23 protein-coding genes are annotated in these 21,330 nt (G+C 65.4%); 6 read left to right on the top strand and 17 right to left on the bottom strand.

All coding sequences use genetic code 11. The features are described from left to right. Nucleotides 1–1,004, bottom strand: a 1,004-nt coding sequence (locus tag ACYVHH_RS11325; RefSeq protein WP_460565252.1) for an MCP four helix bundle domain-containing protein, incomplete at its 3' end; no start/stop codon positions are given. 249 nt (nucleotides 1,005–1,253) lie between these two features. Between ACYVHH_RS11325 and dcd the strand changes: the two genes are divergently transcribed. Both dcd and ACYVHH_RS11315 read left to right on the top strand, forming a co-directional pair. Then, nucleotides 1,254–1,826, top strand: coding sequence for a dCTP deaminase (gene dcd, locus ACYVHH_RS11320; protein WP_460565251.1), 573 nt, complete (start codon nucleotides 1,254–1,256; stop codon nucleotides 1,824–1,826). A 14-nt stretch (nucleotides 1,827–1,840) separates the two neighbouring features. Beyond that, the gene (locus ACYVHH_RS11315; protein WP_460565250.1) at nucleotides 1,841–2,218 is read left to right on the top strand and encodes a cupin domain-containing protein; all 378 of its coding nucleotides are present in this window, start codon (nucleotides 1,841–1,843) and stop codon (nucleotides 2,216–2,218) included. Between the two features lie 10 nt (nucleotides 2,219–2,228). On the opposite strand, the gene ACYVHH_RS11310 is transcribed toward ACYVHH_RS11315, so the two are convergent. The 5 genes from ACYVHH_RS11310 to ACYVHH_RS11290 are packed head-to-tail and all read right to left on the bottom strand — an operon-like array spanning nucleotide 2,229 to nucleotide 5,871. Next, complete coding sequence (locus ACYVHH_RS11310; protein WP_460565249.1) at nucleotides 2,229–3,059, bottom strand: thymidylate synthase; 831 nt, start codon at nucleotides 3,057–3,059, stop codon at nucleotides 2,229–2,231. A 26-nt stretch (nucleotides 3,060–3,085) separates the two neighbouring features. After that, nucleotides 3,086–3,772, bottom strand: coding sequence for a glutamine amidotransferase (locus ACYVHH_RS11305; protein ID WP_460565248.1), 687 nt, complete (start codon nucleotides 3,770–3,772; stop codon nucleotides 3,086–3,088). After that, on the bottom strand, nucleotides 3,769–4,011 hold the full coding sequence (locus tag ACYVHH_RS11300; RefSeq protein ID WP_460565247.1) for a DUF3297 family protein: 243 nt from the start codon (nucleotides 4,009–4,011) through the stop codon (nucleotides 3,769–3,771). The genes ACYVHH_RS11305 and ACYVHH_RS11300 overlap by 4 nt, the downstream gene beginning before the upstream one ends. 28 nt (nucleotides 4,012–4,039) lie before the next feature. Beyond that, nucleotides 4,040–5,467 (bottom strand): FAD-binding oxidoreductase, encoded by a 1,428-nt coding sequence (locus ACYVHH_RS11295; protein WP_460565246.1) that lies wholly within the window; start codon nucleotides 5,465–5,467, stop codon nucleotides 4,040–4,042. Beyond that, the gene (locus ACYVHH_RS11290; RefSeq protein ID WP_460565245.1) at nucleotides 5,464–5,871 is read right to left on the bottom strand and encodes a DUF2069 domain-containing protein; all 408 of its coding nucleotides are present in this window, start codon (nucleotides 5,869–5,871) and stop codon (nucleotides 5,464–5,466) included. The genes ACYVHH_RS11295 and ACYVHH_RS11290 overlap by 4 nt, the downstream gene beginning before the upstream one ends. A 31-nt stretch (nucleotides 5,872–5,902) precedes the next feature. On the opposite strand from ACYVHH_RS11290, the gene ACYVHH_RS11285 reads away from it, so the two are divergent. Continuing rightward, nucleotides 5,903–7,147: a YihY family inner membrane protein gene (locus ACYVHH_RS11285; RefSeq protein WP_460565244.1), complete on the top strand. Its 1,245-nt coding sequence runs from the start codon at nucleotides 5,903–5,905 to the stop codon at nucleotides 7,145–7,147. Between the two features lie 19 nt (nucleotides 7,148–7,166). Here ACYVHH_RS11285 and ACYVHH_RS11280 read toward each other — a convergent pair whose 3' ends face one another. From ACYVHH_RS11280 to ACYVHH_RS11260, 5 genes are all read right to left on the bottom strand, one after another. Beyond that, a complete protein-coding gene (locus ACYVHH_RS11280) occupies nucleotides 7,167–7,886 on the bottom strand; it encodes a methyl-accepting chemotaxis protein (RefSeq protein ID WP_460565243.1) in 720 nt (239 codons plus the stop codon). A gap of 32 nt (nucleotides 7,887–7,918) precedes the next feature. Next, on the bottom strand, nucleotides 7,919–11,323 hold the full coding sequence (gene amt / locus ACYVHH_RS11275; protein ID WP_460565242.1) for an ammonium transporter: 3,405 nt from the start codon (nucleotides 11,321–11,323) through the stop codon (nucleotides 7,919–7,921). A 103-nt stretch (nucleotides 11,324–11,426) separates the two neighbouring features. After that, on the bottom strand, nucleotides 11,427–12,722 hold the full coding sequence (locus ACYVHH_RS11270) for a cytochrome P450 (RefSeq protein WP_460565241.1): 1,296 nt from the start codon (nucleotides 12,720–12,722) through the stop codon (nucleotides 11,427–11,429). Nucleotides 12,723–12,726: 4 nt separating this feature from the next. Continuing rightward, nucleotides 12,727–13,533, bottom strand: coding sequence for an alpha/beta fold hydrolase (locus ACYVHH_RS11265; protein ID WP_460565240.1), 807 nt, complete (start codon nucleotides 13,531–13,533; stop codon nucleotides 12,727–12,729). A 2-nt stretch (nucleotides 13,534–13,535) separates the two neighbouring features. After that, a complete protein-coding gene (locus tag ACYVHH_RS11260) occupies nucleotides 13,536–14,837 on the bottom strand; it encodes an O-acetylhomoserine aminocarboxypropyltransferase (RefSeq protein WP_460565239.1) in 1,302 nt (433 codons plus the stop codon). A 178-nt stretch (nucleotides 14,838–15,015) separates the two neighbouring features. Between ACYVHH_RS11260 and ACYVHH_RS11255 the strand changes: the two genes are divergently transcribed. From ACYVHH_RS11255 to ACYVHH_RS11245, 3 genes are all read left to right on the top strand, one after another. After that, complete coding sequence (locus ACYVHH_RS11255; RefSeq protein ID WP_460565238.1) at nucleotides 15,016–15,492, top strand: CBS domain-containing protein; 477 nt, start codon at nucleotides 15,016–15,018, stop codon at nucleotides 15,490–15,492. A gap of 109 nt (nucleotides 15,493–15,601) precedes the next feature. Continuing rightward, complete coding sequence (aroC, locus tag ACYVHH_RS11250; protein WP_460565237.1) at nucleotides 15,602–16,708, top strand: chorismate synthase; 1,107 nt, start codon at nucleotides 15,602–15,604, stop codon at nucleotides 16,706–16,708. Nucleotides 16,709–16,716: 8 nt separating this feature from the next. Next, nucleotides 16,717–17,886, top strand: a complete 1,170-nt coding sequence (locus ACYVHH_RS11245; RefSeq protein ID WP_460565236.1) for an MFS transporter — start codon at nucleotides 16,717–16,719, stop codon at nucleotides 17,884–17,886. On the opposite strand, the gene ACYVHH_RS11240 is transcribed toward ACYVHH_RS11245, so the two are convergent. The 6 genes from ACYVHH_RS11240 to ACYVHH_RS11215 form a co-directional block, all read right to left on the bottom strand. Continuing rightward, nucleotides 17,846–18,733, bottom strand: coding sequence for a DMT family transporter (locus ACYVHH_RS11240; protein ID WP_460565235.1), 888 nt, complete (start codon nucleotides 18,731–18,733; stop codon nucleotides 17,846–17,848). The two genes, ACYVHH_RS11245 and ACYVHH_RS11240, sit on opposite strands and share 41 nt — an antisense overlap. Before the next feature lie 71 nt (nucleotides 18,734–18,804). Continuing rightward, nucleotides 18,805–19,266 (bottom strand): type II 3-dehydroquinate dehydratase, encoded by a 462-nt coding sequence (aroQ, locus tag ACYVHH_RS11235; protein ID WP_460565234.1) that lies wholly within the window; start codon nucleotides 19,264–19,266, stop codon nucleotides 18,805–18,807. Nucleotides 19,267–19,304: 38 nt separating this feature from the next. Continuing rightward, nucleotides 19,305–19,712 carry a DUF6691 family protein gene (locus tag ACYVHH_RS11230; protein ID WP_460565233.1) on the bottom strand — a complete coding sequence of 136 codons (408 nt, stop codon included), beginning with the start codon at nucleotides 19,710–19,712 and terminating at the stop codon, nucleotides 19,305–19,307. Beyond that, nucleotides 19,709–20,185 (bottom strand): YeeE/YedE family protein, encoded by a 477-nt coding sequence (locus ACYVHH_RS11225; protein WP_460565232.1) that lies wholly within the window; start codon nucleotides 20,183–20,185, stop codon nucleotides 19,709–19,711. The genes ACYVHH_RS11230 and ACYVHH_RS11225 overlap by 4 nt, the downstream gene beginning before the upstream one ends. A 31-nt stretch (nucleotides 20,186–20,216) precedes the next feature. Beyond that, nucleotides 20,217–20,504, bottom strand: a complete 288-nt coding sequence (locus ACYVHH_RS11220) for a 2Fe-2S iron-sulfur cluster-binding protein (RefSeq protein WP_460565231.1) — start codon at nucleotides 20,502–20,504, stop codon at nucleotides 20,217–20,219. Continuing rightward, a complete protein-coding gene (locus ACYVHH_RS11215; protein WP_460565230.1) occupies nucleotides 20,501–21,214 on the bottom strand; it encodes a haloacid dehalogenase type II in 714 nt (237 codons plus the stop codon). The genes ACYVHH_RS11220 and ACYVHH_RS11215 overlap by 4 nt, the downstream gene beginning before the upstream one ends. Nucleotides 21,215–21,330: the final 116 nt, after the last annotated feature.

Below are 21,330 nucleotides of genomic sequence, written 5' to 3'. Positions count from 1 at the left end.
AGGTTGCCTTGTTCCAGCGCCTCGGCCACGGTGATGGTGTCCTTGAAGGCGGTGTCCACTGTGTCGCTCAACTGGTTGAGCAGCTCGGAAAGCTCCTTGGTGTAGCCCGCCTTGCCGTGCAGGTCCATCTTGCTGGTGAAGTCGCCTCGGTTCGCCGCGGCCACGATGTTGCGAATCTCGGCGACGATGGCGATCAGGTTGTCCTGCATGGATTTCATCGAGGCCATCATGCTAGCTGTGTCGCCCTGCTTCAGAGCAATTTGGGTAGAGAGGTCGCCTGTGGCAATCTTGTTGGCGATGTCTGCGGCCGTGCCAGGCTCACCACCCAGTTGTCTTGTCAGACCTCGTGTAATGAGCATGCCGATGACAATGCCCATCGTGAGTGCTACGCCAATCACGGCGAGCATCAGTGCGCGGGATGTCTCGTACAGCGTGGTCGTGAAGTCGGATGCTTCCTTGGCGTTGTCCTCCTTGAGCTTGGTCAGATCAGTCAAACTCTCGTCCAGCTTATCGACCGCTGCTCTTACCTCTTTCATCATGTACTCGGCAGATTTTCGCTCCTGTTGCCGAATGCCTGCCGCTTCTTCTTGCTTGGCCATCTCTAGAATCTTTTGTTGGCCTTCTTGATATGCCTTGTATGCCAGTTCAACAGCGGCAAACTTCGCTTTACCGTTTTCTGTATAGAACATTGGTCTCGCTTTCTCGAGGTTGGCGCGAGTTTGATCGTCAAATTTGCTTAAGGCAACAAGATGAGGTGCTGCGTCCACTGCGGGCAGGGACTGGGCCATCAAGTAGTTGCGTATAGCACGCCCCTGATAGAGAAGGCCAATGTTGGCCTCCTTGACATAAGAGAGGCCCAGCAGTTCCTTTTGATACATCGTGTCAGCTGCATCGTTGATCTTGCTCATGTTGTTGATGGCGATCACGCCTACCACCAACGAAAACAATGCGACGACAACGAAACCGGTTAACAGTTTGGTCGAAACTTTCAGACTTTTGAACATGATTCTTTCTCGAGGGGGTGTGTGTGGGGCGGTGTAGAAATTTGTCTTTTAAGCCCCTGCCGGTATATGTACCCAAGCATAAATTCCAATCAAAATAAGTAAATCAGGAGATTCTGATTTTTGAGGAGGATGTGTAGGGCGAGGATGTAGGGGGTTGCTTATGACGTATGCCTTGATGCGCTTTCATAGTGCCGTGAGCGGTTGCTATCAGGCGAAGTGCCTACAATCTGCCCAACTGGAGCAACACCGATGAGCATCAAGAGCGACAAATGGATACGCCGCATGGCCGAGCAACACGGCATGATCGAGCCGTTCGAACCTGGCCAGGTGCGGCATGTTGATGGGCGCAAGGTCATCAGCTACGGCACCAGCAGCTATGGCTACGACATCCGTTGCGCCCCCGAATTCAAGGTGTTCACCAACATCCACAGCACCGTGGTGGACCCGAAGAACTTTGACGAAAAGAGCTTTGTCGACATCCACAGCGACGTCTGCATCATTCCGCCCAACAGCTTCGCGCTGGCGCGCACGGTGGAGTACTTCCGCATTCCGCGCAACGTGCTGACCATCTGCCTGGGCAAGAGCACTTACGCGCGCTGCGGCATCATCGTGAACGTGACGCCTTTCGAGCCCGAGTGGGAAGGTTACGTGACGCTGGAGTTCAGCAACACCACGCCGCTGCCCGCCAAGATCTACGCGGGTGAGGGCTGCGCGCAGGTGCTGTTCTTCGAAAGCGACGCGGACGACGTTTGCGAGGTCAGCTACAAGGACCGTGGCGGCAAGTACCAGGGGCAGCATGGCGTGACCCTGCCGCGCGCCTGAAGGCGGAGCTGGTAGTGTCTGCAGCCGATCTGTTGCGCTTTGGCCTGCCGCTGCAAGGCGAGGCAGAGCTTTCCCGCCCCAAGCCGGAGCGCCTGCTGGCGGGCAACCCCTTGCGCGAGACCTGGAACGCGCTGGACGCGCCGCTTGACGGCGCCAAGACCCTGAGCACGGGTGTCTGGCGTTGCGAACCGGGCCACTGGCGCATTGCCTTTGGCCCCACCGAGCGCGAAGTGTTCACCGTGCTGCAGGGCCGTTGCCGCCTGCACGAAGATCGCGGTGGCGGCGGTTTCCAGGAGGCAGGCCCCGGCCAGGCCATCCACATTCCGCCAGGCTTCACCGGCTCCTTCGAGGTGCTGGAGACGGTGACGAAGGTCTACGTCATCGTCGAGTGAGCCAGCGTCCTCAGACGGCCACGGGCGCCTTGATGGCCGGGTGGTGCTGGTATTCCAGCACCTCGAAATCCTCAAACTCGTAGTCGAAGATGCTGGCAGGCCGGCGCTTGATGTGCAGCGTCGGGTAGGGGTGGGGCTGGCGGCTCAGCTGCAGCTCCACCTGCTCGAAGTGGTTGTTGTAGATGTGGCAGTCGCCACCCGTCCACACAAAGTCGCCCACGTCCAGGTCGCACTGCTGCGCCAGCATGTGGGTGAGCAGGGCGTAGCTGGCGATGTTGAACGGAACACCCAGGAAGATGTCGGCACTGCGCTGGTAGAGCTGGCAGCTGAGCTTGCCCCGGCCACCGGGCTCGGTGGCGGGCGCCACGTAGAACTGGAAGAAGGCGTGGCAGGGCATCAGTGCCATCTTGTCCAGGTCGGCCACGTTCCAGGCGCTCACGATGATGCGGCGGCTGTCGGGGTTGGTCTTGAGCTGTTTGACCACCTCGGCAATCTGGTCGATGTGGCCGCCATCGGGTTTGGGCCAGTTGCGCCACTGCACGCCGTACACGGGGCCAAGGTCGCCATCCTCGCGCGCCCATTCGTCCCAGATGGTGCAGCCGCGTTCCTGCAGCCAGCCCACGTTGCTGTCGCCGCGCAGGAACCACAGCAGTTCCAGGATGATGGACTTGAGGTGCACCTTCTTGGTGGTGACCAGCGGGAAGCCTTCGCTCAGGTCGAAGCGCATCTGGTGGCCAAACACGCTGCGCGTGCCGGTACCCGTGCGGTCGCCCTTGTGCACGCCATGGTTGTACACGTGGCGCATGAAGTCTTCGTACTGGCTGCGGACGGGGCGGTTCATGGGACAGGGTCTCAAAAAATGGGATTCTATGCCGCGGCAAGCCGGGCAAAGCGTGCCAGCAGGGAGGCCGCTTCCGGTGCTTCGGCCACGGGCGGGCGCTGGGTCAGGTCCGTGTTGGCCTGCACGTAGGCTGCCGTGGCCTGCGCGCTGAACTCGGGGTGGAACTGCACGCCCCAGGCGTTGCGGCCAAAGCGAAAGGCGTGGTGGGGTTCGAAGCCGTTGCCCGCCAGATGCACCGCGCCTTCGGGCAGGCGCCGCACACTCTGGCGGTGGGCTGCCTGGCCACCAAAGCGCACGGGCATTCCGCTGAAGAGCGGGTCTTCCTGTGCGGCGGGCGTCAGGTGGATGTCGACCGTACCCAGCTCAATGCCGCCAGGGTGGTAGTCCACCTCGCCGCCCAGGGCGTGCGCCAGCAGCTGGTGGCCGTAGCAGATGCCCAGTACGGGAAGCTCGGCGGCTACCGCCGCTTGCAGCCATTCGGCGGTCTGTTCGCTCCAGGGTTCGCGGTCTGTCACCATGCTGTGCGAACCGGTGACGATGGCGCCAGCCACATCGCCGCTCGCAGGCAAGTCCACGCCCTGGCGCGGGTCCACCACTTTCACGGGCAGGCCAGCTTCGCCCAGTCCCTCGATGATCCAGTGCTCGAAGTCGCCCAGCGCTTGCGCAATGTGCGGGTGGGTGCTGCCCACCTTGACGATGAGCAGTGGCTTCACTTGTAGAACGCCTCGACCGTGCCCTTGAGTTTGATGAGCAGCGGGTTGCCTTTGCGGTCCACGGTCTTGCCTGCGGGCACGCGCACCCAGCCTTCGCTGATGCAGTACTCGGCCACGTCAAAGCGTTCCTTGCCGTTGAAGACGATGCCGATGTCGTGTTCGAACACGGCGGCGACGTGGTGCGGGCTGCGCGGGTCGATGGAGAGATGGTCGGGCAGTGCGGGGCGTTCTTTGCTCATGGTGTTTCAGATCGAAAAAAGACGCGGCTCAAAGCACGCGCCCAGGGTTCATGGTGCCCTGCGGGTCGAGCGCGGCCTTGACGGCGCGCATGAGTTGCAGGGCGGTGGGGTCTTTGTAGCGGGGCAGGGTGTCGCGCTTGAGGCTGCCAATGCCATGCTCGGCGCTGATGGAGCCGCCGTGCCGTTGCACGGCGTCGAACACCAGCGTGTTGACGCGCGCTTCCTGTTCGCGCAGGAAGGCGGCGCCGTCCGCGCCCTCGGGGCATTGCACGTTGTAGTGCAGGTTGCCGTCGCCCAGGTGGCCGAAGTTGACCAGCCGAACGCCGGAAATTTGTTCGGCCAGCAGGGCGTCGGTTTCGGCACAGAAGGCGGGAATGCGCGAGACGGGCAGGCTGATGTCGTGCTTGATGTTGAGCCCTTCCTCGGACTGCGCAAGCGAGATGCTTTCGCGGATGTGCCAGAGGTTGCGGGCCTGGGCCAGGCTTTCGGCCACCACCGCGTCGGTCAAAACGCCGTCTTCCAGCGCCGCTTCGAGCAGGGCTTCAAAGCGCTGGCGGGCGTGGGCCTCGCCTTCGGTGTCGCTGTTTTCCAGCAGCACGCAGTAGGGGGTGTCGCGCCAAAGGGGCACGCGCAGGTCAGGGAAGTGCTTGTCCACCAGGCCCAGGGCGAACTGGCCCATCACCTCGAAGCCGGTGAGGCCCGGCCCCAGGTGGCGTTGCGCCAGGCCCAGCAGGGCCACGGCCGCGTCCATCGATGGCACGGCCGCCCAGGCGGTTAGCTGTGAAGCCGGGCGTGGGAACAGTTTGAGAGTGGCCCCAGTGATGATGCCCAGCGTGCCTTCGCTGCCCACGAACAGGTGGCGCAGGTCGTAGCCAGTGTTGTCCTTGCGCAGGCCGGTCAGGCCGTTCCACACCTCGCCCTGGGCGGTGACGACCTCCAGGCCCAGGCACAGGTCGCGCGCATTGCCAAAGCGCAGCACCTGGGTGCCACCGGCGTTGGTGGCCAAGTTGCCGCCCACCGTGCAGCTGCCTTCGGCGGCCAGGCTCAGCGGCAGCCACAGGCCAGCGTTCTCGGCGGCCTGCTGCGCTGCCTGCAGCACGCAACCTGCGTCCACGGTGATGGTGAGGTTGGCCACGTCGATGGCACGCACGGCGTGCATGCGTTGCAGGCTCAGCACCACCTGGGTGCCCGTGGCGTCGGGTACGCTGCCCACCACCAGGCCGGTGTTGCCGCCCTGGGGCACCACGGCCACGCCTGCGGCGCCGCAGGCCTGCACCACCGCGGCCACCTCCTGGGTGTTGCCGGGACGCACCACGGCCAGGGCGCGCCCGGTGTGGCGTTTGCGCCAGTCCTGCTCGTAGGCCGACAGGTCGGTGCCGTCCTCATGGCAAAGCACGTGAGCCTCGCCCACGATGGCGCGCAGCTGCGCGCGGAACCGTGTGACGTCAGGCTTCATGAGTTGGCTGCCTTCGCGGCCTTCAAACGCAGGCGGACATGCAGGCTGCACGCCGCGAACAGCAGCAGGCAGAGCAGCACCTGCGCCAGTGCCAGCCATGCGCTCAGGCCGGTGTCGCTGGTGGCGCGCACCAGCCCCTCGGTGATGTAAAGCCACACCAGCAGGCTGAGCCAGCGGTAGGTGTACATGCGGTGTTTGAGCAGGCCCGCCACGGGCAGCGCCAGCGGCAGCACCTTGATGGCCCACCACGAGCCGCCGGGCCGCAGCGGCGCCAGCCACAGTTCCCAGGCGAGCCCCAGGGCGATGAGCGCCAGCAGGCTGCCCAGGGCCAGGGCCTGGATGCGTTTGAGGGTAGGGCTTGCGCTGGTTGCGGGCGGCGGGGACGGAACGTTGGGGGCTTGCATGGTCGATCGATCTCGGTGGCATGATACCGGCATGAGTGAAACCACACGCTGGGCCGGGCGCATCGACAGGGCAAGGAAGCAGGCCGAAGAACTTTGGGAGGGCGTTCGTCACTTTCCCTGGCGCAATACCGCCATCACCCTGCGGGAACGCTTCAGGGAAGACCGCCTGGCCGTCACGGCGGGCAGCCTCACCTTTACGACGATGATTTCCATGGTGCCGCTGTTCACGGTGGCTCTGGCCATCTTCAGCGCGTTCCCGATGTTCTCGCGCATGGAGACCATGCTGCAGAAGTGGCTGGTGCAGAGCCTGGTGCCCGAGAACATTGCGCGCCAGGTGATGAACTACCTGGTGCAGTTTTCCAACAAGGCCGGGCAGATGGGGTGGCTGGGCGCCTTGCTGCTGCTGGTCACGGCACTGGCCCTGATACTGACCATAGACCGCAAGCTGAACGATATCTGGCGGGTGCGGCAGCTGCGCCCGCTGGCCCAGCGGGTGCTGGTGTACTGGGCCGTGCTCACGCTCGGGCCGTTTGTCCTGGGGCTCAGCCTCAGCCTGAGCTCCTACGCCATGTCCACGTCCCGGGGGTGGGTCGGCGGTCTGCACGGCGGCCTGCTGTTCCTGCTGGACGTGCTGGAGTTCGTGCTCGTCATCGGTGCCCTCGCGGCGCTGTACCGCTATGTGCCGCACGCCAAGGTACGGTGGCCCCATGCCATGCTGGGCGGGCTGTTCGTCTGGATCGGGCTGGAGCTGGCCAAGAAGCTGCTGGCCTGGTACTTGGTGAAGGTGCCTACCTATTCGGTGGTGTACGGCACGTTTGCTACCGTGCCCATACTGCTGGTCTGGATCTACCTGGCCTGGGTGACCCTGTTGCTGGGGGCGGTGGTCACGGCCTACCTGCCCAGCCTGCTCAGCGGCATCGCGCGTCGGGGCGATACGCCGGGCTGGACGTTTCAACTGGCCCTGGAGGCGCTGGACCAGCTCTGGCGCAGCCGCGACGCCGAGGACAAGGGCTTGAGCCTGGTGGTGCTGGCGCAGCGGCTCAGGGTGGACCCGCTGCAGCTGGAGGGCCCTTTGGAAACCCTGCAGGCACTTGACTGGGTGGGCAAGCTGGCCGAGGAAGAAGAGCGCTACGTGTTGCTGATCCAGCCCGAGGCCGTGGACGTGGAGCCCCTGGTGCACCGCCTGTTGCTCCCCCGGGCAGACAGCGCCCTGCCGTTCTGGCAGGCCGCCCGGCTGGCCGGGCTGCGGCTGGTGGAGGCATTGCCGCCGCGTTGAGGCGCGGCACCCGAAGGCATCAGCGTGACGCCAGGGCCAGCCCCTTCTTGGCCAGTGTGTCCACTTCGGTACTGATGTTGGCCAGCGTGTTGGCTACCACGGCAAACTCCCTGCCAACGGTTCCGGCGCGGGCGGCAATGACCTGCGCGTTGAACGACACGACTTTCGCCTCCCGGGCCACCGACTGGATGTCGCCCACGATGCCCTTGAGTTCCTTCATGATGGCCGCCTCCTTGGCTGCGCTGATCCGGTCGAAGGCGCTGGTCGCCGTGTTGAGGGCCTGGAGCACGCTGTCCACACTGCTGACCAGCCGCTCCAGGGCCACGTTGCCACCGGCATGGGACGCGCGTGCATAGGCCAGTGCCTCCTGCGCGTGGCGAATGAAGGTGTCCACCGTGCGCGCGACGTGTCCGGGTTCGAAATAGGTTTCACGCAGCAAGGCGCCGTCGCCGTTGGTGAGCTGGCGGGCCGTCTGCACCAACTGCGCCTGGCTGTCGACAAACAGCGCCAGCGACTGCTCGGCCGCGCTCAGCTGGCTGGATTCCCCCCGGGCTGCCAGCACGATCTGCAGCGTCAGCCGCTGAGACAACATGCGCTGCCTGGCAGACAGGTTCACCAGAGACATGCCGTTGTGCCCGTTGGCGGCAGGCTGGCGCAGCGCTACCGGCTGGACGCTGGCCATGCTGGGCGCGGGAACGGCGGCGGGGACGCGGGAGGGAGCGAGTGCTAGGTTGTTCATGGCGTGCATTCGTGATGTGGTGGAAATGGGGGTCAGCGGGGCATCATCCGCACCTGCGCCAGACTGGCCAGGGGCCTGGGCTCGCCCAGGTGAAAGCCCTGCCCGAAGTCGACGCCGATGTCCTGTATGCGGTCCATGATGGCGGGGCTCGACACGTACTCGGCGATGGTCTTGAGCCCCATGACATGCCCGATGGCGTTGATCGCCTGCACCATGGCCAGGTCGATGGGGTCGGTCTCGATGTCCTTGACGAAGCTGCCGTCGATCTTCAGGAAGTCCACGGGCAGGTTCTTCAGGTAGGCGAACGAGGACAGGCCGCTGCCGAAGTCGTCGAGCGCGAACAGGCAGCCCAGCTGCTTGACCTCGCCGATGAAGTGCACGACCTTGGAGAGGTTGGCCACGGCGGCGGTCTCGGTGATCTCGAAGCAGACCGAGCCCGCTGGCAGCTGGAGTTGTTCCAGGGTGGCGTGCAGGTTCTGGCGGAAGCGCTCGTCCGACAGGGACGCCCCTGAAAGGTTGATGCAATAGACGCCGTCGAGCTCGCCTTTCTGGCGCAGCTGGTCGCCCATCCACGCCAGGGTGTTGTTGACCACCCATTGATCGATGCGGGGCATCAGCCCGTAACGTTCGGCAGCAGGCAGAAAGGCGCCAGGCAGAACGAGCTTGTCATCTTCCTCCAGCCGCACCAGTATCTCGAAATGCGTCTGCTCGCCAGTGCCGCGGTGCAGGGGAACGATAGGCTGCACGTACAGCCGCAGTCGGTCCTGGTCCAGGGCAGACTGCAGGCGCGACACCCATTGCATCTGGCCTTGCTGCTCCATGAGCTTGCTGTCGTCGGCCTGGTACACGTGCACCCGGTTGCGGCCGTTTTCCTTGGCTGCATAGCAGGCAGCGTCGGCGGCGGCCAGCAGCAGCCCCAGGTCCTTGTGGGTCTGGTCTATGCAGACGAGGCCGATGGAGACGCCGATGGAGAAGGACTTGCCCTCCCAGCCGAAGCGAAAGTCGGCAATCGATTCCCGTATGCCATTGGCCAGCTGCAGGGCGCGCTCCATCGGGCAAGCCTGCAATATCAGGCCGAATTCGTCGCCGCCCAGGCGCGCCAGCGTGTCGGCAGCACGCAGCTGGGTCCGCACGAGCTGCGTGACCTGTCGCAGCAATTCGTCGCCCGCGACGTGGCCGCAGGTGTCGTTCACGATCTTGAACTGGTCAAGGTCGAGGTAGCACAGCACGTGGTTCTGGCCGGGTGTTTCGGCGCGCGACAGCAGTTCCGTCAGGCGCCGCTCGAACTCCCGCCGGTTGGGTATGCCGGTCAGGGCATCGTGGGTGGCCTGGTGGGTCAGCTCCCGGGCCAGGTTCAGCGTCACGGTCACGTCGTGAAACACCAGCACAGCGCCGATGATGAAGCCGTCGCGCGAGCGGATGGGCGCCGCGGTGTCCAGCACGGGCACGCTGTCCTGGTCCCGGCGCTGCAGCAGGGCATGCTCGCGGCGCGGCATCAGCTGGCCGCGCTTGAGCACTTCGCGCACCGGATTGGGCAAGGGCTGCAGCGTGTTTTCGTCTTGCAGGTTGTAGACGGTGGTGATGAACTGCCCCCGGGCCTGGTGGGCGGGCCAGCCGGTCAGCCGCGCTGCCACGGGGTTGATGTACTGGATGATGCCGGTCTCGTCCGTGGTGATCACGCCGTCGCCGATCGACGCCAGGGTCACCTGAGCCAGATCCCTTTGCTGGTGCAGTTGTGACTCGACCAGCTTGCGTTCGGTGATGTCGCGCACCGTTCCGGTGAACCGCAACTCCTGGTCCTGGTGGTTTTCGCTGACCGAGACCTCGTAGTAGGCGCGCTGCGCCCCGGGCCGGGCCATCCGCAGCTCCAGCTTGGCGCCAGGGCGGCAGAGCTGTTCGGTCGTGAGGGGGTGGGCGTGGCCTGCCAGGCGCAGGACGTCGGTGAACGGCACGCCGACACTGTTGCCGGCACTCACGCCCAGCAGCTTTTCCGCGCCGGGGTTGAGGCTGGTGAGGATGCCATCCCGCGTGAAGGTGACGATGCCGTCGCGCATGTCACGCACGATCGCCATGGTTCGCTGCGTGGCTCCTTCCAGCGCTTCGATGACCCGGTTGTAGGCCTTGGCCACCTGGCCGACCTCGGTGAAATCCTCTTCGGGCACGCGCTGGCTCAGGTCCCCCGAGCGGCGTTGCGTCTCCATCGCGTCAAGCAGTTCGATGAGTTCGGTGCGCGCACCGTGCTCGGCCACGTTCAGTCCGGCACGCTCTTCGTCGGGCGTCACGCGCAGCCCGCGCCGTGGCACGAAGATCCGCAGGAACGCCCACGTCATGCTGACGCACCACAGCCCGCAGACTGCCACGCCCAGCAACTGCACACCGATCTGCTCCCAGCGGGTGTTGCCCGTGCCCAGCAGCTCCAGGTCGCCGAACACGCCAACCGCCAGCGTGCCCCAGATCCCCGCGACCAGGTGGGTGGGTATGGCACCGACGGCATCGTCTATGCGCCAGCGCAGCAGCTTTTCGTTGGCCCAGGCCATCAGCATGGCGCCGGCCGATCCGATCAGCATGGCCTGGAAGGATGTGACCACGTGCGCCCCCGCAGTGATGGCCACCAGCCCGGCCAGCAGGCCGTTGATGAGGTAGAGCGTTTCGTAGTAGCCGTGCCACAGGCGGCCCAGCACCATGCCTGTGGCGCAGCCCGCCACGGCGGCAAGTGTGGTGTTGATCAGGATGCCCGGCACGCGGTCATCAAAGGCCAGTGTGCTGCCGCCGTTGAACCCCATCCAGCCAAAGAACAGCAGCAGCGTGCCCAGCATGGCCATGGGCAGGTTGCCTGCGGGGATGACAGTGGGTTCGCGGTCCAGGGGGAAGCGGCCGCTGCGCGCGCCGATGACCCACACGGCCACCAGCGACACCCAGCCGCCAACGCTGTGCACCACCGTTGAGCCCGCGAAATCCGTGAAGCCCAGGTTTGCCAGCCAGCCCGTCCCCGAGCCTCCCCAGGCGCCACCCCACGCCCAGTGGCCGAACACGGGGTACACGAGGAGCGAGACGAGTGCGGAGAGCCCCAGGTAGGCCCCGAAGCGCATGCGCTCGGCGACCGCGCCCGACACGATGGTCGCGGCGGTCGCGCAGAACATCACCTGGAACAGGACAAAGCTGAGCAGTCTGGGTTCGTGGCCAATCTGGTCCAGACCGCCGAACAGGTGCGTGCCTATCCACCCCCCGGCGCTGGGGCCGAACATCAGCCCGAAGCCCAGCAGCCAGTACAGGAGCGAAGCCACCGCAAAGTCGGATACGTTTTTCGCGGCAACGTTGATCGAGTTCTTGTTGCGGGTGAGGCCGGACTCCAGGCACAGGAAGCCCGCCTGCATCACGAACACCAGACCAGCGCAGATGAGGACCCAGAGAATGTCTAGCGGTTGGCTGTTTGTCATGGCGGTGCGTCACAGTGAGGTGGATGCACCCTTTTGGGGTGCCTGTGGCACACCTAGCAATTAGCGTTCCCGCCTGCATCACAGGTCGTGAAGTTTGCTTACCTCATGTGCTGAACGGCGCGTTCAGGAAGCCTCTGAACCGGGCGCGTCCGCCGCGCTTCGGGGGGGCGCTCAAGGCGTAACCGGGGAAGCGTTGCAAGAATCGGCCAATGGCAATGCGCCCCTCCAGCCGCGCCAGGCTCAAACCCGCGCACTGGTGCACGCCAAAGCCGAAGGCCAGGTGCTTGTTGTTCTGGCGCCCCAGGTCCAGCGACTCGGGTTGGCTGAACTGCGCCGGGTCGCGGTTGGCGGCACCTATGCAAAGCGTCACCAGCGCACCTTCAGGCAACGCCACGCCGCCCACCTCGCACGACCGCAGCGCACGGCGGTTGCCCAACTGGTTGGACGACTCGAACCGCAGGAATTCGTCCACGGCCAGCGTCAGAGTGTTTTCCTGGGCCTCGGCGTCGTCACGCTGGTCGTGCAGGCGTTGCAGCAGCCAGGCTTTCTGGCCGGGCCATTCGTGCAGACTCACCAGCGCGTTGCCGATGAGGTTGGTGGTGGTTTCGTGCCCGGCGTTGAGCAGGAAGATGCAGTTCTGCAGCAGCTCCACCTCGCTGAGCCGGTCGCCGCTGCTTTCACCCTGGATGAGGCGGGTGAGCACGTCGTGTTCCGGGTCGCCCGGGTGGCGCCGCCGCTCGGCCACCAGCACGCGCAGGTAGTCCAGCATTTCCTGCACGCTGCGGTTGCCCAGGGCTTCCTGTTCGGGGGTGAGCACGGGTTCCAGCGCGCCCAGAATGGCAAGCGACCAGCCGCGCAACGGTTCGCGTTCGCCGTGCGGCACGCCCAGCAGGTTGCCGATGATCTCCACGGGAATGGCGCTGGCGAAGTCTTCGATCAGGTCGCCGCCTTGCCGGGCTTCGATGCGGTCGAGCAGGCTGTCAACCAGCTTGACCAGGCCGGGCTCCATGTCGGCAATGGCGCGCCGCGTGAGCGCGCCCATGATGAGCTTGCGCACCCGGGTGTGCAGCGGCGGATCGTTGAACACCAGGCTGTGCGTGTGGTGTTCAAAGAGCGGGGAGTCCTTGCCGTACTTGGGGGCGAATTCCACCTGCTTGTCGGAGCTGAAGGTGGCGGCGTCGCGGTACACCGCCACCAGGTCAGCGTAGCGGGTGAGGAACCACGAGCCGTCTGGCATGCGGCGCACCGGTTCGCGGTCACGCAGCGCCGCGTACACCGGGAAGGGGTTGGCCAGGAAGTCGGCAGGCAGCCGCCGCAAGTCGAAGTCCGCGGCGATTTCGCGCGCGCGGGCTTCCGTCATGGGCGGGGTGATGTCCGCTGCGGTCACGGTCTGGCTCATCGGTTCACCTCTTGATGAAACGCAGCAGCGCCATCAGCACGCCGTCCGGGTTCTCCGTCATCAGCGAGTGCCCGGCGCGCAGCAGCACGGTCTGCCCGTGTTTGGCGCGTTTGCTCAGGCTCTGTGCGGCCTTCGGGGGCGTCATCTGGTCGTGCGTGCCCAGGATGAAAAGGGTGGGGCATTCCACCTTGTCCATGGCCTGTTCGCCCTGGTCGTAGCTGTCGCAGGCCACAAAGCCCCGGTGGAACACGTTCACCTTGGGGTTGCTGGCCAGCACGCGGCGCATCAGCGCGCGCGAGCCGCCGTGCAGCCAGGTGCCCGGCCCCAGCGCCGAGGGGGGTGGCGCCAGCGTGGAATGGCTGAACACGTTGACCATGTCGATGGCCTTGAGCGGCTGGTTGAGCGAGCTGTCCAGCAGCGCAGGCGACACTTTCATGGGGTAGGCCGTGCCCACCATTACCAGCTGACTCACGCGTCCGGGGGCGTCGGCCGCGGCCTGCAGTGCGATGAGAGAACCGAAACTGTGGCCCGCGAGCACCGCCTTGTCGATCTTCATGGCGTCAAGCAGGGCGATCACGGTGGCTGCAGCCTCCTGCACGGTGGAGGGCGGCTCGCCGCCGCTCTTGCCGTGGCCGGGCAGGTCGATGGCCAGCACGTTCCAGTTGTGGTGTGCCAGGTAGCGGCTCTGCAGAATCCACACGCTGTGGTCGTTGAGCACGCCGTGGATGAAAACGATGGTGGGCTGCGCGGGGTTGAAGGGCTTGGTGCCGGTGTACACGTACAGCGGCGCGCCTTGAATGTCTATCAACATGGTCAGGCCTCCGCTTTCTCGGCCGCTTTGAGGGCGCGCTTCAGATCGTCGATCAGATCGTCCGGGTCCTCCAGGCCAATGGACAGGCGGATGGTGCCGGGCCCGATGCCCGCTTGCGCCAGCGCGGCGTCGTCCATGCGGAAGTGCGTGGTGCTGGCCGGGTGAATGACCAGGCTGCGGCAGTCGCCCACGTTGGCCAGGTGGCTGAAGAGTTTGAGCGTTTCGATGAAGGCTTTGCCCTGGGCGCGGCTGCCCTTCATGTCGAAGCTGAAGACGCTGCCCGCGCCGCGCGGCAGCAGCTTTTGCGCCAGTGCGTGGCTGGGGTGGGACTCCAGCAGCGGGTGCCCCACGCGGCTCACAAAGGGGTGGCTGGCCAGGAAGCTCACGACCTTTTCGGTGTTGGTCATGTGCCGTGCCATGCGCAGCGGCAGGGTCTCTATGCCTTGCAGGATCAGCCAAGCGGTGTGCGGGCTCATGCAGGCGCCGAAGTCGCGCAGCCCCTCGCGGCGTGCACGCAGCATGAAGGCGCCCACGGTGGATTCCTCGCTGAACACCATGTTGTGAAAGCCGTCGTAGGGGGCAGTCAGTTCGGCAAACTTGCCCGACTTTTCCCAGTCGAAGCTGCCGCCGTCCACCACCATGCCGCCCACCACCGTGCCGTGGCCGCTCAGGAACTTGGTGGCCGAGTGATAGACGATGTCTGCACCCAGGTCCAGCGGCTTCATCAGCCAGGGCGTGGTCAGGGTGGAGTCCACCAGCAGCGGCACGCCGTTTTCGTGGGCCATCTGCGCCACGGTGGGAATGTCCAGCACGTCCAGTCCCGGGTTGCCCACCGTCTCGCCAAAGAACAGCTTGGTGTTGGGCCGCACGGCAGCACGCCAGCCGTCGATGTCGCCCGGCTTGACGAAGGTGGTTTCAATGCCGAAGCGCCGCAGCGTGTAGTGCAGCAGGTTCTGGCTGCCGCCATACAGCGCGGTGGACGCCACGATGTGCGAGCCCGCGCCCATGAGCGTGGCGATGCTCAGGTGCAGCGCCGCCTGCCCGCTGGCCACGGCAATGCCGCCGATGCCGCCTTCCAGCGCCGCCACGCGCTGCTCCAGAACGGCGTTGGTGGGGTTGCTGATACGGCTGTAGACGTGGCCAGAGCGCTCCAGGTTGAACAGCGCCGCAGCGTGGTCGCTCGACTCGAACACGAACGACGTGGTCAGGTGGATGGGGACGGCCCGCGCGCCTGTGGCGGGGTCGGGCTCGGCGCCGGCATGCAGCGCCAGGGTGTCGAAGCCGGGGTCGGCGTATCCGGTCATGTCAGCCTCCGTCGAGCCGCCTCAAGGTGGCTGAGGCCCCCTCGGGGGGCCGCGAGCAATATGAGCGTGGGGGTCATGTCATCTCCTTTTTTTGTGTGCAATCTGGTGCGATTGTGGGCTATATTGGCGTCAAGACCAGACAGGTCCGAGACAGAACACCGCTCCGAGGAGAATACCGATGAAAGTCAGCGACATCCTGCGCGTCAAAGGCAACACGCTCTACACCATCACGCCCGAGGACAGCCTGGCCGACGCCGCCAACCTGATGGCCGAGAAGGACATCGGTTCGCTGGTGGTCATGTCCAATGGCCTGGTGGTGGGCATGCTGACCTTCCGTGAGGTGATTCAGGCGGTCGTCAAGAACGGCGGCTCCTTCGGCGCCACCACCGTGTACCGTGCCATGGACCCGGGACCGCTGACCTGCACCATGGGCACCGAGATGGACGAGGTGCGCCGCATGATGCTGGACCGTCACGCCCGCTACATGCCGGTCATTGAAAACCGCATGCTCATGGGTGTCATCAGCTTCTATGACGTGGCCAAGGCCGTGGTGGACGCGCAAAACTTCGAGAACAAGATGCTCAAGGCCTACATCCGCGACTGGCCGGAGGAAGAGGAAACGCCGCCCGACGAGAGCGCGTCCAAGTCCGCCTGACGCCGCCAGCCTGAGATGATGTTGCCTCCGCGCTCACTTCTTTCGCTGCGCCCCAAGGGGGTTTCAGCCTCCTTGAGGCGGCTCGGCAGAGGCTGAGATAATGCCGCCCATGAGCGGCAATACTTTCGGAACCCTGTTTTGCGTCACCAACTTTGGTGAATCCCACGGCCCGGCCATCGGCTGCGTCATCGACGGCTGCCCGCCGGGCATGGAACTGAGCGAGGCCGACATCCAGGGCGACCTGGACCGCCGCCGCCCAGGCACCAGCAAGTTCGTCACCCAGCGCAACGAGCCCGATCAGGTCCAGATCCTCAGCGGCGTGTACCAGGGCAAGACCACGGGCACGCCCATCTGCCTGCTCATCCAGAACACCGACCAGCGCAGCAAGGACTACGGCGACATCGTCCAGTCCTTCCGCCCCGGCCATGCCGACTACGCCTATTGGCAAAAGTACGGCATCCGCGATCCGCGCGGCGGCGGTCGCTCCTCGGCACGCCTCACGGCGCCCACCGTGGCGGCAGGTGCCGTGGCCAAGAAGTGGCTGAAGGAAAAGTTCGGCACCACCTTCCGTGGCTGCATGACGCAGATCGGCGAGCTGCCCATAGCCTTCGAGAGCTGGGAATACGTGCCCAACAACCCCTTCTTCGCGCCGGTGGCCGACGTTTCTGCGCTGGAGGACTACATGTCCGCGCTGCGCAAGAGCGGTGACTCCTGCGGCGCCCGCCTGCGCGTGACGGCGCAGAACGTGCCGGTGGGTTTGGGTGAGCCGCTGTACGACAAGCTCGATGCCGACATTGCTCACGCGATGATGGGGCTCAACGCCGTCAAGGGTGTTGAAATTGGCGCGGGCTTTGCCAGCGTTGCCCAGCGTGGCAGCACGCACGGCGACTCGCTCACCCCCGAAGGTTTCCTGGGCAACAACGCGGGCGGCGTGCTGGGCGGCATCAGCACCGGGCAGGACCTGGAGGTGTCGCTGGCCATCAAGCCCACCAGCTCCATTCTCATCCCACGCCAGTCCATCGACGTGCAGGGCCAGCCCACCGAGCTCATCACCAAGGGCCGGCACGATCCCTGCGTCGGCATCCGCGCCACGCCCATCGCCGAAGCGCTGCTGGCGTTGGTGGTGATGGACCACGCCTTGCGCCACCGCGCTCAATGCGGTGACGTGGCCGTGCCCTTCGGGCCTATTCCCGCCTCGGCGCCCGGCCAGGGTTGAGCCGGAAAATGCTCTGGCCGTTTGCAGCGCTTTCGGCCAGCTACTTCGCCCACATAGGCTTCTTCAACCCCTACCTGCCGCTGTGGCTGCAGGAATTGGGCTATGGCCTTCTGGCCATTGGTCTGCTCACTTCGCTGCAGTCGGCCACGCGCCTGTTCGCGCCGTACTTCTGGGGTTGGCTGAGCGACCACAGCGGCCAGCGCGTCAAGCTGTTGCGCCTGTGCGGCGGGGTGGCCCTGCTGGCTTCCATGCTGCTGTGGCAGCCCTGGGGCACGCTGGGCCTGTTCCTGGTGCTGTTGCTGATGTTCACCCACACCAGCGGCATGATGCCGCTGAGCGAGGCCGTGCTGGCTCAACACGTCAGCCAGGCAGGCGGTTTCGATGCACGGCGGTATGGACGCGTGCGCCTGTGGGGTTCGCTGGGTTTTCTGGTGACGGTGGTGCTGGCGGGCGCGTGGTTCCAGCGCCATGGGCTGGAGAGCTTTCCAATGTGGGCGACGGCCACACTGCTGGGTGTGGTGGTGAGCGTCTGGGCCATGCCCGACCGGCCCGAGGCGCGGCACGCTGCCCATGAGCGTGTTCACATCTGGCCCGTGCTGCGCCAGCCGCGCGTGGCCTGGTTCTTTGCCTCGGTGTTCTTTCATGTGCTGGCGCACGTGTTTGTCTACATTTTCTTTTCGCTCTACCTGGACGCGCTGGGCTATGGCAAAGGCACCATCGGCCTGCTGTGGGCTGCGGCTGTGGTGGTGGAGATTGGCTGGTTCTTCACCCAGGGGCGCTGGTTGCCGTGGCTGGGCTTGCCGCAATGGCTCTTGTTTGCCGCAGGGCTGATGGCGCTGCGCATGGCGGTCACGGCGTCGGCGGGGGCATGGCTGTGGGCGCTTTTCCTGGCACAGGCGGTGCACGCCATCACCTTCGCAGCCCACCACTCGGTGTGTATCGCGCTGCTCAGCGAACACTTCCCGGACCGCCTGCGCGCACGCGGGCAGGCGCTCTATGCCATGCTGGGTTATGGCCTGTCGGGGGTTTGCGGTGGCACGCTGGGCGGCTGGGTCAGCAGCCGCTGGGGGCTGCATGCGGTGTTCTGGCTGTCGGCAGCGTCGGCCGGTCTGGCCATGGTGGCCGCTGCGCTCATGATCAGGTCGAAGGCACCGGCCAGAAGCGCCGCAGCGGGTTGAAACCCGTGACCAGGGCGGTGGCCAGCAGCACGAATGCACCACCAGCGTAGATGCCAGAACTCAGCGTCTCGCCCAGGAACAGGTGGCCCCACGTGACGCCGAACAGTGGGATAAGGAAGGCCGGTGTCATGGCGGCAACGGGCGCCACATGGCTAAGTATGCGCAGGTGCACCCAGTAGGCCAGCCCCGACGTGACGACGCCCAGCATCAACACCGCCCCCACCGCTGGCAGCGTGAACTGCGCGTGAGGCAGCTGCCACGCCGCGGCGGGCAGCATGAACAGGGTGGCACCCAGGTGGATGCTGGCCGATATGGCAAGTGGCTGCATGCGTTTGGTGGCGCGCTTCATCATGGGCGTGGCCACGCCGTAACAGCCCGCCCCGGCGATGGCCGACAGGGCCGCCAGCAGCACAGGCCAGGTGGGTTCGACTGGGCCGAGCTGCACGATCAGCGCCACGCCGGTGAACCCGGCCGAGCAACCCAGCAGCTTTCGCCAGGTGAGTGTGTCTTCCTTCAGCCAGGCCGATGAGAGCGTGCCGAACAGCACGGCCGTGGAGTTGAGCAGAGCGATGTAGCCCGCAGGCAGCTGCAGGGCGGCATACGAGAAGAACAGGAAGGGCAGCGCGGCCGTCAGCACGCCCAGGCCTACCACCTCTTTCCAGTGCGCTCGCGGCCAGCGGTGGCGCAGGAACAGCATCACCAACGCCAGCGTGCAGGTGGCCAGCGCCAGGCGCATGGTGGCCAGAACGACGGGGCCGAGTGCTGGGCTGGCCACGCGCAACAGCACGAACGAAGACCCCCACAGGGCGGACAGGCCCAGCAGTTGCAGGATATGACGGGTTTTCACCGCACCATTGTGGGGCAAGCGGCTCCAGTTGGCAGGCCGCCTGCGTCACCTGCGCGATAGGCGAATGGTGCTCAGGCCTTGTTGCCGTACTTGCGCACCAGGCCGCCCAGGGCAATCAGGTAGCCGTCCACCCCAAAGCCGATGACGATGCCGGATGCCGCCGGGGACACCCAGGAGTGGTGGCGGAAGGATTCGCGCGCGTGCACGTTGGAAATGTGGCATTCGATCACCGGCAGGCCGTCCACGCCCTTGATGGCGTCGTGCAAGGCAATGGAGGTGTGGGTGAACGCGCCCGGGTTGAACACGCAGCCCAGGGCTTCGCCGCTCTTGTAAAGGCGGCCGTACTCGTGGATCTTGTCCAGCAGGGCGCCTTCCCAGTTGCTCTGGAAGCATTCCACTTCGTAACCCAGGCGCTCGCCTTCGGCGCGGCACATGGCCTCCACGTCGGCCAGGGTGGTGCTGCCGTACTGTTCGGGTTCGCGGGTACCCAGCAGGTTCAGGTTGGGGCCGTTGAGGATGAGGATCTTTTTCATCGGTAGAAGCAGTTTGTGTTTATGTGCCCACCAGGGCATCAAGAAGGGCGGGAGGCACGCCAGCCTTGCGCCAGTGCGCCCAGGGCAATGCCCAGCAGCGCCCAGAGCAGTGTCCAGTTGCCGGTGCCCAGGCCTGCAATGGCCGGGCCAGGGCAAACCCCGCACAACCCCCAGCCTACACCGAAAATGGCCGCACCCTGAAGCGTGTCGCGGTTCCATGTGCTCACGTGGCGATGGAAGTGGCCGCCCAGCAAGGGGCGCCCCATCAGGTGCGGTGCAAGTTTGTAGGCCAACAGGGTGACGGCCACCGCGCCGCCCATCACCAGCATCAGGCCAAAGTCCTGAAAACGCAGAAAGCTCAGTACCACCTCAGGTTGCACCATGGTGGAAAGCGCCAGCCCAAAGCCGAAGAGCACACCGGCTGCCAACGTGGCCAGAATGTTCATGGCAGCCACCTTGCCACCACATTGGCCGTGATGAAGGCCGTGCCCATGAAAGTAAGCACCGCCAATAGCGAAGGCCATTGCAGCGACCCCAGCCCGCAAATGCCGTGGCCGGACGTGCAACCATTGCCCAGGCGGGCGCCGTAGCCTACCAGGAATCCACCGGCCAGGAGTTGCCAGATGGGGATGTCGGTGGACAGGGCAACGCCATCACCCATCCACAGCCACCACAGCAGGGCGCCCAGCACCAGGCCCAGCGCATACACCAGCCGCCAAGCGCGCGAGTCCAGGTAACGCGGTTGCTGAAAGTATTTGAGCCGCAACACGTACGACCAGGTGGAAGAGAACACCGAACTCATGCCGCCCACCAGCCCGGTGGAAACAAAAAGCCAGGCCACGCCAGCACCTATCAGCAGACCACCCAGCAGGTAGTGCTGCCAACCCAGGGGAAACAGGGAGGGAAGTACAGGTTCCATGGTCCGGATTATCCCCTCCCGGGTATCTGCCTCAAGTTGTCATGGTCTCGGGCAGATCGAGTTCCACGTCCGACAGCGGGCGGGCAACGCATGGCAGCACGTAGCCTTCGGCCTTCTCCTCGGGGAGCAGGCCGGGCCAGTCAATGGTGTGCGCCACCGCGCCATGCGCAACCCGGCAGATGCAGGTGCGGCATGTGCCGTTGCGGCAGGAGTTGGGCAAAAGCACTCCCGCCAGCAGCGCGGCTTCCAGGATGGTCAAGCCCTCATCCACCGGGAATGCGCTGCCCGAAGCACCCAGCCGCACCCTGTGCGTGGTCATGGGCAACCCAATTGGTCCGCCAGGTCCAGCAGGTTGCGGGCGTGCCAGGTGTTGGCCGGGTCGGGTGACACGTCCTTGGGCTGGCCTGCACCGAACTCCAGCGGGCGCTCGATATAGGCCGTCTGCAGACCGCAGGCGCGGGCTGCGGCCAGATCGTCCTGGTGGGCGGCAACCAGCATCACCTGGTGCGGCTCCAGGTCGAACACGCGCGCCACACCCAGGTAGGTGGCGGGGTCGGGCTTGTAGGCGCGGAACACCTCGGCCGAGAGCACACAGTCCCAGGGCAGACCGGCGCGCTTGGCCATGCTGGTCAGCAGCCCGATGTTGCCGTTGGACAGGCTGGTGATGGTGAAGCGGCGCTTCAACCGGGTCAGCCCTTGCACCACGTCGGGCCACGGGTCCAGGCGGTGCCAAGCTTTGTTCAAGTGGCGGCGCTCGGCTTCCGTCAGGTCTTGCAGGCCAAAGCGCGGCAGGATGCCGTCAAGGATCATGCGGTGCAGGTCGTCGATAAGGGTCCAGCCCAGCTCGCCGCTGCGCACCCGCTGCATGGCCGGTTGGTAACCGGCGCGCCAGGCCAGTGCGAAGGCGTTGCCGTCGACCTGCGGGCGCAGTGCCTGTACTTCGCGGGCAATGCCGCCGTGCCAGTCGACCACCGTGCCGAAAACGTCAAAAGCGAGGACTTGGGGCGGGGGGAGTTCTGGGGTGGTCATGGCGGGATTATCGGTTCCTGGGGGTGGGCTCGGTGTTCAGGCCGTCTGATCGAAGCTGCGCCCATTTTGACCACTTCGGTTCGAGCCGGTCGATCACCTTGGTTTTTCTGTTTTTT

The sequence above is a fragment of the Hydrogenophaga aquatica genome, from assembly GCF_054780915.1.
This window is presented reverse-complemented; position numbering and strand designations above follow the sequence as displayed.

Coding starts and splice junctions, on each gene's coding strand:
- dcd (WP_460565251.1), top strand. CDS start 1,254: ATGAGCATCAAGAGCGACAAATGGATACGCCGCATGGCCGAGCAACAC.
- ACYVHH_RS11310 (WP_460565249.1), bottom strand. CDS start 3,059: ATGAACCGCCCCGTCCGCAGCCAGTACGAAGACTTCATGCGCCACGTG.
- ACYVHH_RS11300 (WP_460565247.1), bottom strand. CDS start 4,011: ATGAGCAAAGAACGCCCCGCACTGCCCGACCATCTCTCCATCGACCCG.
- ACYVHH_RS11295 (WP_460565246.1), bottom strand. CDS start 5,467: ATGAAGCCTGACGTCACACGGTTCCGCGCGCAGCTGCGCGCCATCGTG.
- ACYVHH_RS11290 (WP_460565245.1), bottom strand. CDS start 5,871: ATGCAAGCCCCCAACGTTCCGTCCCCGCCGCCCGCAACCAGCGCAAGC.
- ACYVHH_RS11285 (WP_460565244.1), top strand. CDS start 5,903: ATGAGTGAAACCACACGCTGGGCCGGGCGCATCGACAGGGCAAGGAAG.
- ACYVHH_RS11280 (WP_460565243.1), bottom strand. CDS start 7,886: ATGAACAACCTAGCACTCGCTCCCTCCCGCGTCCCCGCCGCCGTTCCC.
- amt (WP_460565242.1), bottom strand. CDS start 11,323: ATGACAAACAGCCAACCGCTAGACATTCTCTGGGTCCTCATCTGCGCT.
- ACYVHH_RS11270 (WP_460565241.1), bottom strand. CDS start 12,722: ATGAGCCAGACCGTGACCGCAGCGGACATCACCCCGCCCATGACGGAA.
- ACYVHH_RS11265 (WP_460565240.1), bottom strand. CDS start 13,533: ATGTTGATAGACATTCAAGGCGCGCCGCTGTACGTGTACACCGGCACC.
- ACYVHH_RS11260 (WP_460565239.1), bottom strand. CDS start 14,837: ATGACCGGATACGCCGACCCCGGCTTCGACACCCTGGCGCTGCATGCC.
- ACYVHH_RS11255 (WP_460565238.1), top strand. CDS start 15,016: ATGAAAGTCAGCGACATCCTGCGCGTCAAAGGCAACACGCTCTACACC.
- aroC (WP_460565237.1), top strand. CDS start 15,602: ATGAGCGGCAATACTTTCGGAACCCTGTTTTGCGTCACCAACTTTGGT.
- ACYVHH_RS11245 (WP_460565236.1), top strand. CDS start 16,717: ATGCTCTGGCCGTTTGCAGCGCTTTCGGCCAGCTACTTCGCCCACATA.
- aroQ (WP_460565234.1), bottom strand. CDS start 19,266: ATGAAAAAGATCCTCATCCTCAACGGCCCCAACCTGAACCTGCTGGGT.
- ACYVHH_RS11230 (WP_460565233.1), bottom strand. CDS start 19,712: ATGAACATTCTGGCCACGTTGGCAGCCGGTGTGCTCTTCGGCTTTGGG.
- ACYVHH_RS11225 (WP_460565232.1), bottom strand. CDS start 20,185: ATGGAACCTGTACTTCCCTCCCTGTTTCCCCTGGGTTGGCAGCACTAC.
- ACYVHH_RS11220 (WP_460565231.1), bottom strand. CDS start 20,504: ATGACCACGCACAGGGTGCGGCTGGGTGCTTCGGGCAGCGCATTCCCG.
- ACYVHH_RS11215 (WP_460565230.1), bottom strand. CDS start 21,214: ATGACCACCCCAGAACTCCCCCCGCCCCAAGTCCTCGCTTTTGACGTT.